This is a genomic window from Actinoplanes sp. M2I2, from assembly GCF_023544445.1.
In the GTDB taxonomy this organism is placed as follows: domain Bacteria; phylum Actinomycetota; class Actinomycetes; order Mycobacteriales; family Micromonosporaceae; genus Actinoplanes.
In genome coordinates this window covers 453,903-467,812 of sequence record NZ_JALPVJ010000004.1, presented here as the reverse complement: position 1 = coordinate 467,812, position 13,910 = coordinate 453,903, and the positions used below count along the sequence as shown (strand labels likewise).

General features: G+C 68.6%; 11 protein-coding genes and 1 pseudogene. 6 read left to right on the top strand and 6 right to left on the bottom strand.

Annotated elements, in window-relative coordinates; translation table 11 throughout:
- Positions 1-33: 33 nt before the first annotated feature.
- Positions 34-1,986 carry a DNA topoisomerase (ATP-hydrolyzing) subunit B gene (gene gyrB, locus HJC40_RS10085; RefSeq protein ID WP_250000580.1) on the bottom strand — a complete coding sequence of 651 codons (1,953 nt, stop codon included), beginning with the start codon at positions 1,984-1,986 and terminating at the stop codon, positions 34-36.
- 554 nt (positions 1,987-2,540) lie between these two features.
- Here gyrB and HJC40_RS10080 point away from each other — a divergent pair.
- Complete coding sequence (locus HJC40_RS10080; RefSeq protein ID WP_250000579.1) at positions 2,541-3,107, top strand: hypothetical protein; 567 nt, start codon at positions 2,541-2,543, stop codon at positions 3,105-3,107.
- A gap of 37 nt (positions 3,108-3,144) precedes the next feature.
- Here HJC40_RS10080 and HJC40_RS10075 read toward each other — a convergent pair whose 3' ends face one another.
- The 5 genes and pseudogenes from HJC40_RS10075 to dnaA form a co-directional block, all read right to left on the bottom strand.
- Positions 3,145-3,618: a DUF721 domain-containing protein gene (locus tag HJC40_RS10075; RefSeq protein ID WP_250000755.1), complete on the bottom strand. Its 474-nt coding sequence runs from the start codon at positions 3,616-3,618 to the stop codon at positions 3,145-3,147.
- A 547-nt stretch (positions 3,619-4,165) separates the two neighbouring features.
- Entirely contained in the window at positions 4,166-5,296 is a 1,131-nt protein-coding gene (gene recF, locus HJC40_RS10070; protein ID WP_250000578.1) for a DNA replication/repair protein RecF, read from the bottom strand.
- A 7-nt stretch (positions 5,297-5,303) separates the two neighbouring features.
- A pseudogene (gene gnd, locus HJC40_RS10065) lies at positions 5,304-6,191 on the bottom strand (phosphogluconate dehydrogenase (NAD(+)-dependent, decarboxylating)); the annotation flags it as partial.
- A gap of 27 nt (positions 6,192-6,218) precedes the next feature.
- Positions 6,219-7,352 carry a DNA polymerase III subunit beta gene (gene dnaN, locus HJC40_RS10060; protein WP_250000576.1) on the bottom strand — a complete coding sequence of 378 codons (1,134 nt, stop codon included), beginning with the start codon at positions 7,350-7,352 and terminating at the stop codon, positions 6,219-6,221.
- A gap of 2,248 nt (positions 7,353-9,600) precedes the next feature.
- Entirely contained in the window at positions 9,601-11,373 is a 1,773-nt protein-coding gene (gene dnaA / locus HJC40_RS10055) for a chromosomal replication initiator protein DnaA (RefSeq protein WP_250000575.1), read from the bottom strand.
- Between the two features lie 32 nt (positions 11,374-11,405).
- Here dnaA and HJC40_RS10050 point away from each other — a divergent pair, with 32 nt between their 5' ends.
- From HJC40_RS10050 to yidC, 5 genes are all read left to right on the top strand, one after another.
- Positions 11,406-11,555 carry a hypothetical protein gene (locus HJC40_RS10050; RefSeq protein ID WP_250000574.1) on the top strand — a complete coding sequence of 50 codons (150 nt, stop codon included), beginning with the start codon at positions 11,406-11,408 and terminating at the stop codon, positions 11,553-11,555.
- 409 nt (positions 11,556-11,964) lie between these two features.
- Positions 11,965-12,102: a 50S ribosomal protein L34 gene (gene rpmH, locus HJC40_RS10045; RefSeq protein WP_250000573.1), complete on the top strand. Its 138-nt coding sequence runs from the start codon at positions 11,965-11,967 to the stop codon at positions 12,100-12,102.
- Positions 12,103-12,137: 35 nt separating this feature from the next.
- On the top strand, positions 12,138-12,494 hold the full coding sequence (gene rnpA, locus HJC40_RS10040) for a ribonuclease P protein component (RefSeq protein WP_250000572.1): 357 nt from the start codon (positions 12,138-12,140) through the stop codon (positions 12,492-12,494).
- A complete protein-coding gene (gene yidD, locus HJC40_RS10035; RefSeq protein ID WP_215795203.1) occupies positions 12,491-12,748 on the top strand; it encodes a membrane protein insertion efficiency factor YidD in 258 nt (85 codons plus the stop codon). Before rnpA ends, yidD begins: the two co-directional genes overlap by 4 nt.
- Position 12,749: 1 nt before the next feature.
- Entirely contained in the window at positions 12,750-13,784 is a 1,035-nt protein-coding gene (gene yidC, locus HJC40_RS10030) for a membrane protein insertase YidC (RefSeq protein ID WP_250000571.1), read from the top strand.
- Positions 13,785-13,910: the final 126 nt, after the last annotated feature.

Below are 13,910 nucleotides of genomic sequence, written 5' to 3'. Positions count from 1 at the left end.
TGCAGCTGTGGATACAGGCACCCCGGAACGTCACTAGATGTCGAGGAACCGCACGTCCTTGGCGTTGCGCTGGATGAACGAACGCCGCGCCTCGACGTCCTCACCCATCAGCACGCTGAAGAGCTCGTCGGCCACTGCGGCGTCGTCGAGCGTCACCTGGCGTAGTGTCCGGGTGGCCGGGTCCATCGTCGTGTCCCACAGTTCCTGGAAGTTCATCTCGCCGAGACCCTTGAACCGCTGGATGTCGTCGGGCTTGGCGTTCGCCTTCTTCTGCTGACGCAGCGCGATGAGCCCGTCCCGCTCGCGGTCGGAGTAGGCGTACTGGGCGTCGTCCCCCCGCTTGTTCCACTTGATCTTGTAGAGCGGCGGGGCGGCCAGGTACACGTGGCCCAGCTCGACCAGCGGCCGCATGAAGCGGAACAGCAGGGTCAGCAGCAGCGTCTGGATGTGCTGGCCGTCGACGTCGGCGTCGGCCATCAGCACGATCTTGTGGTAGCGCAGCTTGGCGACGTCGAAGTCCTCGTGGATGCCGGTGCCCAGGGCGGTGATCAGCGCCTGGACCTCGTTGTTCTTGAGGACCCGGTCGATGCGGGCCTTCTCCACGTTCAGGATCTTGCCGCGGATCGGCAGGATGGCCTGGATGCGGCTGTTGCGGCCCTGCTTGGCCGAGCCGCCGGCCGAGTCGCCCTCGACGATGAACAGCTCGGACTCGCGCGGGTCGGTGGACTGGCAGTCGGCCAGCTTGCCCGGCATCGAACCGGACTCGAGCAGCGACTTGCGCCGGGCCAGCTTGCGCGCCTGCTGGGCGGCGATGCGCGCCCGGGCCGCCTGGTCGGCCTTGGTGATGATCGACTTGGCCTCGGCCGGGTTGCGGTCGAACCAGTCCGCGAGCTGCTCGTTGGCCACCCGCTGCACGAAGCTCTTCATGTCGGTGTTGCCGAGCTTCGTCTTGGTCTGGCCCTCGAACTGCGGGTTGGCCAGGGTCACCGAGATGATCGCGGCGAGACCCTCGCGGATGTCCTCACCGGAGAGGCTCTGGTCACCCTTGAGCAGCTTCTTCTCCTTGCCGTACCGGTTGACGATGCCGGTCAGCGCGGCGCGGAAGCCCTCCTCGTGAGTGCCACCCTCGTGGGTGTTGATGCGGTTCGCGAAGGTGTAGACCGACTCGCCGTACGACTCGTTCCACTGCATCGCGACCTCGACCGCCATGCGGGCCTCGTTGTCCTCGGCCTGGAACTCGATCACGGTCTTGTGGATCGGGCTCTTGGTGGCGTTGAGGTGACGCACGAAGTCGGCGATGCCGTTCTCGTACATGAAGGTGACCGCGCGCGGCTCGCCGTTCTCGTCGGCCGAGTCGGCCCGCGCGTCGGTGAGCTTGATGGTCAGACCCCGGTTGAGGAAGGCCATCTCCTGCAGGCGGCGGTAGATCGTCTGCCAGTCGAACTCGACGGTCTCGAAGACGGTCGGGTCGGGCCAGAACTGCACCATCGAACCCGTGGTCGAGGTGGTCTCGCCCTTCTCGAGCGGACCGGGCTTGGACGCCGTGTAGTGCTGCCGCCACACGTTGCCGGACTTGTTGATCTCCACGAACATCTTCGAGGAGAGCGCGTTCACGACGGACACGCCGACACCGTGCAGACCACCGGAGACCGCGTACGCCTTGTTGTCGAACTTGCCGCCGGCGTGCAGCACGGTCAGCGCCACCTCGACGCCCGGCTTCTTGAGCTTGGGGTGCAGGTCGACCGGGAAGCCACGGCCGTTGTCGGTGACCGACACGCCGCCGTCGGCCAGCAGCACCACGTCGATGGTGTCGCAGTAGCCGGCCAGGGCCTCGTCGACCGCGTTGTCGACAACCTCCCAGACCAGGTGGTGCAGACCCCGCTCGCCGGTGGAGCCGATGTACATGCCCGGGCGCTTACGGACAGCCTCGAGCCCCTCCAGCACGGTGATCGACTCGGCGCCGTATTCCTGCTTGTTCTCTGCCACCCTCGGCCACTTTCTCGCCCCGGACCCTGGTGGGGCCCGGCACGGGGACGGCGGGCACACCGGCGGACAGCGGGCAGGGTCGGCCACAGATGACAACCCGCAGGCAGGGGCGGACCACCGGTGGAACCGTGCTCGCCGGTCGCCGCGGCATGGCCCGCGGATCGTGATCGGCTGGAAAAACCGCGTAGCGTGACGGCAGCAGTCCGTTTCGTCCTTGACGGTGCGGAACCGCGATCATTACGCAGAGGTTTTCCCGGTCTTCATCGATTCTACTCCGCTGAAGCTAGTTGGCGAGGGTCCGGCACCCCTTCCGGGTGCCTCAGATTGCCGTAGCCGGATCGGGGGCCGCTCCCACGTCTCCCCCTACACGGAACGGGGGCTCCGCGCAACGACAAGTGATCCGGCGGCCCCTCGCCGGGGCGCGCCTGCCACCGGTCGTCGCCACGCACTGCGACACTGCCTCCCGGCGCCCGGGGTTCGTGTCGTAACCTCTGCCGGCGCGGGCCGGTGCGGGCCGGACGGCCGCGCCGCAGGTCGAGGAGGGTGGCCCCCACATGGCGCACGACAAGGGACTGGACAACGTCGCGGTGCACTGGCCGCGGACGAACCAGTACTACGACCCGGTGGCTCCCGCCGAGTTCGTCGACTTCGGGGCGATCGCCGACGCACCCGACATCGCCGCGCCCACCGGCGCGCTGGCGCTGCACATCGCCAAGACCGGCACGGTACGCGCGACGGCGTACACGGAGCTCGTCGATCTTCTGCTCGGTCTGGGTGGCGTGCTCTACGCGACCGACGCCGCCGCCGAGGACGAGGACCCGGTGATCGACCCCGACGGCTGCGCGTGGATCGCCGGTGGCCTCGAACGTTTCGTCGAGGGTCACGAGAGCTACGGCGACCTGGTCACGTTCGACTCGGTCGCCCAGGTCATGCGGAACGCGGTCGCCGCCGGCCGCCTGGCCGAGCAGCAGTTGCGCTGGCTCGACCACCGCCTGACCGCCCTGCGCGACGAGGCCGGCAATCCCCCGCACTGGAGCTTCGCCCGCTCGGAGCTGGCCGTTCTCGGCGGCTTCTACCGCCGGTGCGGCGAGCGCGGGTTCGCCGTCTTCGCCGACTACTGAGCCGCTCGCCGGCTACTGAGCCGGCTACTGCGCCCGGTCAGCCGTACGTGTCTCGAGGGCCGCGGCCCTGCACGCGGCGGGGGCCTTTGTTCCAGGACGGCGCGGCCGGGCCGTGGATGTTGAGCTTGGTGACGACGTTGTGGCCGACCTCGCCGGCGATGTTGCGGAGCAGCTTGGCGGCCAGGAGGCGCAGCTGGGTGGCCCAGGCGGTCGACTCGGCCTCGACGGTCAGCACGCCGGCGTCGAGCTTCACCGGGCGGCAGTGCTGGGCGATGTCCGGGCCGACGACCTTCTCCCAGGCGCCGAAGACGGTGGCCTCGGCTTTCGGTCGCTCCCAGCCACGGGCTCTCATCAGACGTTGAAGCATGTCACCGAAGAGCTGGGGATCGCGGGGGTCGGGTCCGGGGCCCGAGTATCCCCGCAGACGCTTGCCGCTGCCCTCGCCCGAACCGGGACGCCGCCGGGGCATGCGAGCGGCCGCCTGGCGACGGGCGAGCGCGGCATCGAGCACCGCGCGGGCGAGCTCGGGACCGGAAGCGGCCTCGGCGCCCTTCTCGGCGTCACCCGATGTGCCTCCCGCCGCGTCACCGGATGTGCCTCCCGCCGCGTCGCCCGATGCGCCTCCTGCACCGCGGACCGACGGGTCGTTCGTGGCACCTGCGGTCGCACCCGGAGAAGCCTCAGCGGCTCTCTGCGGCTTTGGAGCGTCGTGGGCCCACCCCGGACCATGGTCGACATCGGTTGCGGACGCAGGGCGGCTCTCAGGGCGATCTCGGGGCACGGCGCCCGCGGGCCAGGACGAGCCGTCGGCCGAATCGGCGGCGTACCAGCCGTCGTCGACATCGCCCAGCTCCTGGCGGGCCAGGAGCTGTGGGTCGGCCTGTGGATAAAAGCGCTCGGCTGTGGACGGCGGGCGGTGCTCACGGACCAGGTCGTCGCGTTCCCCGCGGGACAGGTCGGCGCGGCGCTCGCGGGCCAGCCCCTCATGGCGTTCCCGGACGAGCTCGTCGTGCAGCTCGCGGCGGTTGCGGGCGGCGTCGGGACCCTTGGATCGGTCGTCAGACGGCACGGGTCACCGAACCGGTGGTCACGTCGAAGCGCGCCCCGCGCAGCGCGGCCGGCACATCCTCGGGGACGGCGCAGGTGACCAGCAGCTGCGACGCGTCGGAGACCAGGGCGGCGAGGCGTTCGCGGCGGCCGCTGTCGAGCTCGGCGAAGACGTCGTCGAGCACCAGCACCGGCTCGAGCCCGTCCGAACGCAGCAGGTCGTAGGCGGCCAGCCGCAGGGCGAGCGCGAACGACCAGGACTCGCCGTGGCTGGCGTAGCCCTTCGCCGGCAGGTCGCCCAGTGCCAGCGTCAGGTCGTCGCGGTGCGGGCCGACCAGCGTGACGCCCCGCTCGATCTCGGCCGTGCGCCGCTCCTGCAGCGAGACGAGCAGGGCCTGCTCCAGGGCCGTGCGGTCCGGCGTCAGGCCGTCGCCGAGCTTGGCCGCGTACGCGATGGAGGCCGACGTCCGACCGGCCGCCACCGCGTCGTACGCCTTGGTCAGGTGGGGACCGAGGGCCGCGGTGAGCTCGAGCCGGCCGGCCAGCAGCTCGGCGCCGTGATGGGCCAGATGCTGGTCCCAGACGGCGAGGGTGGACAGATCCTGACCACGGCTGCCGCCGACCTTGCGGGTCAGGTAGGCCGTGCGCAACAGGGCGTTGCGCTGCTTGACGACCCGGTCGTAATCGGAGCGCACCCCGGCGTAACGCGGCTGCCGGGCGACGAGCAGGTCGTCGAGGTAGCGGCGGCGCTCGGACGGGTCACCGCGGACCAGCTCCAGATCCTCGGGCGCGAACAGCACCATGCGCAGGGCGCCCAGCACCTCGCGCGGCCGGCGCACCGGGGAGCGGTTGAGCCGCGCCCGGTTGGCCTTGCCGGGAACGATCTCGAGCTCGACGAGCAGTTCGCGTCCCTCGTGGACGATCGCGCACCGGATCACGGCCGACGCCGCGCCGGCCCGCACCAGCGGAGCGTCGGTGGCCACCCGGTGACTGTCCAGGGTGGCCACATAGCCCAGTGCCTCGATCAGGTTGGTCTTGCCCATGCCGTTCTGGCCGACCAGCACGGATACGCCGGGATCGAGGTCGACCGCCACACGCTCGTAGGAGCGGAAGTCGGCGAGCTCGACCCGGCGTACGTACACGGCCTGCTCAGACGGCCTTGACGGCGTGACCGCCGAACTGGTTGCGCAGCGCTGCCACCGCCTTCATGGCGGGCGAGTCGTCCTGCCGGGACTCGAAACGGGTGAAGATCGACGCGGCCAGGACGTGGGCGGGGACGGCGAGGCGGACGGCCTCGTCGACCGTCCAGCGGCCCTCACCTGTGTCGTCCACGTAGCCCTTGATCTGCGCCAGGGTCGGGTCGGCGTCGAGGGCCCGGTCGAGCAGGTCGAGCAGCCAGGACTTGACGACGCTGCCCTCGCGCCAGCTCTTGATGACCGCGGGCACGTTGTGGACGAGTTCGGAGGCCATGAGGATCTCGTAACCCTCGCCGTAGGCCTGCATCATCCCGTACTCGATGCCGTTGTGGATCATTTTGGCGTAGTGCCCGGCGCCGTGGGTGCCGGCGTGCGCGAAGCCGAACTCGCCGGCCGGCTTGAGCGCGTCGAAGATCGGCTGGCAGGTGGCCACGTCCTCGGCGTCGCCGCCGACCATCAGGGCGTAGCCGTTGGTCTTGCCCCAGATGCCGCCGGAGACGCCGCAGTCGAGGTACTTGATGCCCTTGGGCTTCAAGCGCTCGGCCCGCGGGGCGTCGTCGGTGAACTTGGAGTTGCCGCCGTCGATGATGATGTCGCCCGGCTCGAGGAGCCCGGCGAGCTCGGTGATGGCGTCCTCGGTGATCTGGCCGGCCGGGACCATGGTCCAGACCACTCGTGGAGCGGCGAGCTTCGAGACCAGTTCGGCCAGGTTGGCCACGTCACTGTTCTCCGGGTGGTGGTCATATCCGACCACTTCGTGCCCCGCTGCGCGGATGCGGTCGCGCATGTTGCCACCCATTCGGCCGAGACCGATAAGGCCGAGCTGCATGGTGTTCCCCCTAGATGAGCGTTTCTCTCGTGCCCAGTATCAGCGGGTTACCCGGATCGGCATGATCAGATAGCGGTAACCGGGCACGATTTCGCCGTTTTCGCCTGCGGGGGAGATCACAGCGGGCTTGAACGCGTCGACGAACGCGAACACCGCCGTGGGGGCTCCGAGGTTCTGCAGCCCGTCGATCAGGTACTGCGGGTTGAAGCCAATCGTCAGCGGCTCGCCGGTGAACGTGGCCTCCATCGCCTCACTGGCCCGAGCCTCTTCCGTCCCACCGGCCTCGACGACCAGACCGTCCTCGCTGAAGCTCAGCAGCACCGGAGTGGTGCGCTCGGCGACCAGCGCGACACGGCGGACGACCTCGACCAGCGCGGCCACGCCGACCTGGGCCTGCGCGTTGCTGGTGGCCGGGAACAGCGATCGGACCGGCGGGTAGTTGGCCCCGTCGAGCAGGCGGCTGGTGGTGCGGCGGGTGCCACCGGCGAAACCGATCATGCCCTCGCCGGCGTTGCCCTGGGCGAGCGCGAGCACGACCGAGCCGCCGAGCGGGCCGAGGGTCTTGGCCGTGTCGTTCAGGGTCTTCGCCGGCACCAGGGCGTTCAGGCTGATCTCGGAATCGTCCGGGTTCCACTCCATCTCGCGCATGGCGAGGCGATAGCGGTCGGTGGCCAGCATGGCCATGTTCGACCCGTTCAGCTCGATCCGCACGCCGGTCATCATCGGCAGGGTCTCGTCCCGGCCGGCCGCGATGGCCACCTGCGCGACAGCGGCGGCGAAGGCGGCGGCGTCGACCGTGCCCGCGCTGGAGGGCATCTCGGGCAGGCTCGGGTAGTCCTCGACCGGCATGGTCGGCAGCGTGAAGCGGGCGCTGCCGCAGACGAGCTCGAGGTGGGCGCCGACGGCAGCGATGTCCACCGGCTTGGCCGGCAGGGCCTTGGTGATCTCGGCGAGCAGGCGGCCGGAGACGAGGGCGGCGCCGTCGGCGTCGGCCTGCACCTCGACGGTGACCTGGCTGGAGACCTCGTAGTCGAAGCCGGAGACCTGCAGGCGGCCATCGGTGACGCGCAGCATGGCACCGGCGAGAACCGGCACCGACGGACGGCTGGGCAGGCTCTTCGCCGTCCACGCCACGGCGTCGGCGAGTGCGTCTCGCTCCACCCGGAACTTCATGCTGTCCTCCGCGTCGCTTCCTCTGTCGGGGCGTCGTCGACCCCCACGAACCTTATTCGTCGGGCCGATCGTGGCCTAATCAGTGTCGTCCACCATGGTGACCGCTGGCCAGCCACCCTCGCTGTCCCCCGGTGTGCCGACTCTTGTCGGTGAGCTCTGAGTCCCGGTGGACCGAAGCCTCGCCGCTCTCGCCGGGCCCTGCCCTCATCAACGCCTTGCCGTCATCAACGCCTTGCCGTCATCAACGCCTTGCCGTCATCAAGGCCGCTCCGCCTGCCCAGGTTCTGCTCTGGTCAGGGTCCTGCTCTGGTCGGGGTCCCGCTCTCGTTGGGCTCCTGCTCTCGTCAGGGTGCAGCTCTCGTCAAGGTCCACCTCGCTCATCAAGGTCAGCTGCTTCTCGAGGGCAAGCTTCGGCGCACCGCTCTCAGAGCTGTGCGGGGCACCTGCTTCGGCCTCGGTGCGCTCTTGAGGAGCAGGACTGCCGAGGAGCTGTCAGCGAGCCGATCCACACCATCCACAACGCCGTTGATTGCTTTTTGTTTTCTTAGAGAGATAACTAGTCGTCTTCATCGGTGCTGTGCATTCTGTGGAGAACCCGAGTTTGGGCTGGTCAGAGGGTTATCCACCGGTGATTCACATGTGGGTAACCAGGGTATAAACCCCCCTCTGGGTCCACAGCCGGCGAGCCGGACGAGGGTTGTCCACCGTTGTCCACCGGTTGTCCACCGGATATCCACGGGGTTTGTCCCCCGGCATGTGGACAGCCGAGAGGCGCTTCGGGGCCGTCGTCCCCAGTTTCTTCAACAGGAAATCCACACGTTTCCACAGGCGGTGGAAAGCCGAGTGACTCTCCGTGTCTGTCCACATCGATTTCCCCAGGCTTCGTCCACATCTGTGGAGAGAGCAGCCGACCGTTGTCCACCGCTGGGGACAACGCCTGTGAACTCCTGTGGATTAGTGTGGATAACGTTGGCACGAAACCGTTCCGTCCCGGCGTTGACAAACCTGCTCTAGGGATGAGCGGCGTCGACGAACGGATTGACATCGATTGCCCTCGATAGCCGTTGCGGCCTGTGGATAACTCGGTTCTCTGAGCGTGGAGGCCTGTGCACAACCTGTGGACGAATGCTGAGGAATAGTGAAATTTACCCCCAGCAAGCGATCGGTTCTGGCTCGTTGAGCTGGGGATTTCGGGATGTCGCCCGCGTGGAGCGAGCGGGGTGGTAGTGCACCGGGCGATGGCCGCGGTGGACGCGCTGCCCTGTCCGGCGCACGAGGCGAGGCGGGCTGGGCACGGCCGGGCCGGACTCGGGCACGACGCGCTCGGGCACAGCAGACGCATCTCCGGCCTGGCGGGCCTGGACACGACGAGCTCGGTACGGCGGACTTGCCTCGGCCCTGATGGAGTCGAGCACGGCAGGCGGGCGCAAGCACGGCAGGCAGCTCAGGCACGGCGGACTTGCCTCGGCCCTGGTGGGGTCGAGCACGGCGGGCGGGCTCAGGCACGGCGGGCTTAGCTCGGCCTGGTAGGCCGAGCTTCGTGGGGCTCGGGTACGGCTGATGTGGCGGGCGCTCTAGGAGCCCTGGCCACGAGGCTGCGCCACAGTACGAGGCTGGGCCACAACATGAGGCTGCGCCACAGCGAGAGGAATGATCGGCGGACACCTTCGGCAACGGATACCGATGTTGCGCGCCGAACGATCGAGCCGTGATTCAGCCTGTGGACAAGTGTGAGCCGGCGGCAGAAGCAGGTCGACGCGGTCGGCGGACTGCTCAAGTAGCGGCGGCCGCGGTTTGTCCACAAGCTGCGCTCGAACTGATCGACCGGCCATGGCCTACCGACGGAGCAGCCCAACCTGACTGACAGCGTGCCCGTGGCCGCCAGGCGCGGCAGCACGACCCCGCAGGGCGTCGGACCAGAACGGGTCTCCCCGGTCGTCGATCACTATGGGCACGATCAAGGCCGGCACGGCGTGGTTCGACGGGCACGCACTCTGTCGGCGCGGACTTCATCCAGTCGATCGCGGTGCACCACGCCGGCCCGCACGCCCCACAACGCAGAACACGCCCCGACGACGCAGGAGAAGCGGTGTCCTGGCCGTGGCGGGATGCGCGTCCCTCGCCGACTCCACTACGAGCCCCGACGCCGGTCCGCCGGTCGCCGGCGCGAGGCCGTGCCCGACCCTCGCCTCGGAGCTGGGAGCCCCGGCCTTCGGAAGGCGCACGCACCCGCGTACTGGAAAAGGGGTCAGGTGTTTTGTTTGATGCGGTTGGTCAGCTCGGCGATCTGGTTGTAGAGCGAACGGCGCTCGGCCATGTGCTGACGGATCTTGCGGTCGGCGTGCATGACCGTGGTGTGGTCGCGGCCGCCGAAGGCCTGACCGATGCGCGGGAGGGAGAGCTCGGTCAGCTCACGACACAGATACATGGCGACCTGACGGGCGTTGACCAGGACACGGGAGCGGGAGTGACCACGCAGGTCTTCGAGGGAGACACCGAAGTAGTCGGCGGTCGAGACCATGATCTGGTCCGCGGTGATCTCGGGGCCGGCGCCGTCGGGCATGAAGTCGCGCAGCACTTCCTCGGCCAGCGAGAGCTGAACCTGGGATCGGGTCAGGCTGGCGAACGCGGTGACCCGGATGAGGGCGCCCTCGAGCTCACGGATCGAGTTGGAGACACGCGACGCGATGAACTCGAGCACGTCGTCGGGGGCGTACATCCGCTCCTGGGCGGCCTTCTTCTGGAGGATCGCGATACGCGTCTCCAGATCGGGCGGCTGGATGTCCGCGAGCAGGCCCCACTCGAAGCGCGTACGCATCCGGTCCTCGAGCGTTGCCAGCTGGCGCGGCGACCGGTCGGAGCTGATGACGATCTGCTTGTTGGCGTTGTGCAGCGTATTGAAGGTGTGGAAGAACTCTTCCTGCGTGCGCTCGCGGTTCTCGAGGAACTGGATGTCGTCGATCAGCAGGATGTCGACGTCGCGATAGCGCCGCTGGAAGGCCTGCGTCTTGTCGTCACGCAGGCTGTTGATGAAATCGTTGGTGAATTCCTCGGTGGAGACGTAGCGCACCGAGCGGGCGTGACCGAGCGTCGTGGCGTAGTGGCCGATCGCGTGCAGCAGGTGCGTTTTGCCCAGACCCGAGCTGCCATAGATGAAGAGCGGGTTGTACGCCTTGGCGGGTGATTCGGCCACGGCGACGGCAGCCGCGTGGGCGAAGCGGTTGGACGAGCCGATGACGAACGTCTCGAACATGTATTTCGGGTTGAGCCGGTTGCCGTCGTTGGCGCCGCGCGGGTTGCTGCTCGGGCGGTTGTCGAGCGGAGAGCGTCCCGGACCGTTGTCGCCGCGCAGTTGCACGGTGTCGTCGCGATGATCGCTGAGACCGCCGTGCATCGAGGAGTGGTCGTCGGAACGGCGCTGGTTGTCGCGCAACTGCGACGGGTCCGCTGCCATCCGGTGCATCGGCGCGTCGTTGGAGTCGACCTTGTCGGCGCCGTGCGAGAGCGGGCTGCCCATGCGGTTCGACGGGGCCGGTTGCGGAGGCATCGGATCGCCGAAGAGGGCCTCCTGGCCGCCCCGCGCCGCGGGCACTCCACGCGGATACGACGCTTGCTGCGCCGACCCGGTCGGATAGCCGTCGTACGGCTGGGGCTCGGGCTGGCGCGGCGGCTCGGCGTAGTGACGCGGTTGCGGCTCGCTCAGTTCCTCGGTCGGCTCGACCGGGGTGCCATAGACCGTGCCGGGCAGGCCCGAGCCGTCCTCGGACGGCTTGACCGTGACGGCGACCTGTATCGGACGGCTCAGCCGCCGGCTCAGCGCCTCGGTGATCGCGGGTCGCAGGCGGGACTCGATGACGTCGCGGGTGAAAGCGTCGGGGACAGCAAGGAGCGCTGTGTCCTCCACTATGGCGCGGAGCTGAGTCAGCTGCAGGTAGGCACGCTGCTGACGCGACGAGATCTCGTCGGCCAGTTCATCCAGCGTCGCCTTCCACACACCGCTCAGGTCGACCTGATCGACCACCGCCGCGCCACCCCCATCGCCACCGACCCCCGGTGGACCTCAGTCCGGCTACCGCCTTGCCCGTCGGCGCCTGCATGGCGCTCGACGGCTCCCCCCAACCCAGCACCACATTTAACGTGCTGAAGACGCTCGGCGCCACCGGCTATCCACAGGTTATCCACAACCTGTGCACGCCCGGCTGACGCTTCTCGGCCGGATGGTCGGCAGACTTCCGGAGCCTGGTACGGCGCGGTTCGAACAGGCTCCTCGTGGCGAACGATTCACCTGCTTGTCTGGTTCTGGCCGACCTGTCGTGGTACGCGGACAGCGTTGCCGCTGACCAGCAAACGGGCACGCTAACAGCGATCTCGTCGAACCTTCAACTCCGCCACCGGCCCGCAAGCGCCCGACCGCAGTAAAAGATTCACTACCTGTGTAGAACGACGTGCCCGCCGGTGGGCACGATCCTGACGTCGGCGTGCCGGAGCAGGCTATGGTTGACCGGCGTGGCCGCCCTGCGTAGGGTCGAGCGGTTGCTCCGCCGCGCTCTGCTAAAGTGGCGTCTTGCAGCTTTGATGCCCCCTGGATGTTGTACGAAGACGGAGTTCTGACGTGAGCAAGCGCACCTTCCAGCCGAACAACCGCCGGCGTGCCAAGACCCACGGCTTCCGGCTGCGCATGCGCACCCGGGCCGGGCGCGCCATCCTGGCCTCGCGCCGTACCAAGGGCCGCGACAAGCTGTCGGCCTGAGCCGACGGCTGTCGGGCCGGAATGCCCAGATAATCGTGCTGGCCGCGGCGCAGCGACTGCGGCGTAGCGCCGACTTTGCCGCGGCGATCCGCGGCGGTCGTCGCGTCGGCCGGGGCACGGTTGTCGTACATCTGCTTCTCGAGGAGCCGGCGCAAGCCCCTGCGGCACGCGCCGGCTTCGTCGTATCCAAAGCCGTCGGCAACGCGGTGGTCCGTAACAAGGTCCGTCGCCGTCTGCGGCACCTGGTGCGCCCCCTGCTCGGCGAGCTCCCGGCCGGGTCGACGCTGGTCGTGCGCGCGCTTCCGGCTGCGGCCGACGCGTCGTACGCGACTCTCGGCACCGACCTGTCCGCCGCTCTCGTGGCGGCGCGTAAACCGAGGCGGCCACGATGAGCCTGCTTGCCCGTGTACTGACGGCGATGGTGGTCGCGTACCGTCGTTATGTGAGTCCGGTGCTGCCGGCTCGCTGTCGGTTCTATCCCTCGTGCAGCGCGTACGCCCAGGAAGCGCTGGCGCGGCACGGCGCTGTGAAGGGGACGGGTCTGGCGGTCTGGCGGCTCCTGCGCTGCCACCCCTTCCACCCCGGCGGGTACGACCCGGTACCTGACCCGATCCGTCACCGTCCTGCCGATGTGACTGGAGCCTGAATTGAGTCTCGACTGGATCTACTACGCCATTTCGTGGATCCTTCTGCGCTGGCATTCCCTCTGGGACTTCATCGGGGTTCCCGAAGGCCGGTTCCTCGGTTCGAACTGGTCCTGGGTGCTGGCGATCGTCTTCCTGGTGGTGACCGTCCGGGTCATCTTGTTCCCCGTCTTCGTCAAGCAGATCAAGAGCCAGCGGGCCATGCAGGCGCTGCAGCCCAAGGTCAAGGAACTGCAGGAGAAGCACAAGGGTGACCGGGAGACGCTCCAGAAGGAAATGATGGAGCTCTACAAGACGGAGAAGGCGAACCCGCTCATGGGCTGCCTTCCGATGTTCTTGCAGATCCCCGTCTTCCTCGGCCTCTTCCACGTGCTCCGGCGGCTGAACCCCGACAACCAGGGCAAGACGCTGTACGGCTGGACCGTCGAGCAGTTCGAAAGCGCCACGCACGCGTCGCTGTTCACCGCGCCGCTGGCCGGCAAGTTCGGCTCCACCGCCGAGGAGCTCACGGCTCTCCAGGCCAACGGCACCACGGTCAAGATCATCGCCGGCATCCTGGTGCTGATCATGATGGGGACGACCTACCTGACCAGCCGTCAGATGATCCTCAAGACCGGCTGGGCCGAGGACCCGCAGCAGAAGATGATCCAGCGGTTGATGCTCTACGGCATCCCGCTGTCGCTGCTCGTCTCCGGTGCGCTGTTCCCGATCGGCGTCATCATCTACTGGGTCACGAACAACCTGTTCACCCTCGGCCAGCAGCAGTGGGTTCTCCGCAAGTTCCCGCCGCCGCCGATGGCCAAGAAGCCCGGCTCGGCCCCGGCCCGCCCGTCCGGCCCGCCGGTCAAGAAGCCGGCCGGCGGCGTCGCGCCGAAGAGCCCGGTGCAGCCCGGTCGCAGCGGTGGCCTGTTCGGCAAGAAGCCGCAGCCCGAGCCGCAGGCCCCGGTCGTCGAGACCAAGGCCGTGGCGCCCAAGCCCGGTGCCAAACCGGTGAATCCCAAGAAGGGCGCCCGGCCGGCGAGCAAACCCAAGGGATGATCGCTGCCCGGGTGTTCGTCGAAAACGGACGCCCGGGCGCTCCCCTTGCCGATACCTCCCCGCGGCCCGGCCACCGCCGGCGTTGCCGCGGGAAACAGCGGACCGAGCAGGTCCGGCCCGATTGAG

Excerpts from the sequence above, each read along its gene's own strand:
- dnaN (WP_250000576.1), bottom strand. The coding sequence starts at position 7,352 with ATGAAGTTCCGGGTGGAGCGAGACGCACTCGCCGACGCCGTGGCGTGG.
- yidD (WP_215795203.1), top strand. The coding sequence starts at position 12,491 with ATGAGCCTGCTTGCCCGTGTACTGACGGCGATGGTGGTCGCGTACCGT.
- HJC40_RS10080 (WP_250000579.1), top strand. The coding sequence starts at position 2,541 with ATGGCGCACGACAAGGGACTGGACAACGTCGCGGTGCACTGGCCGCGG.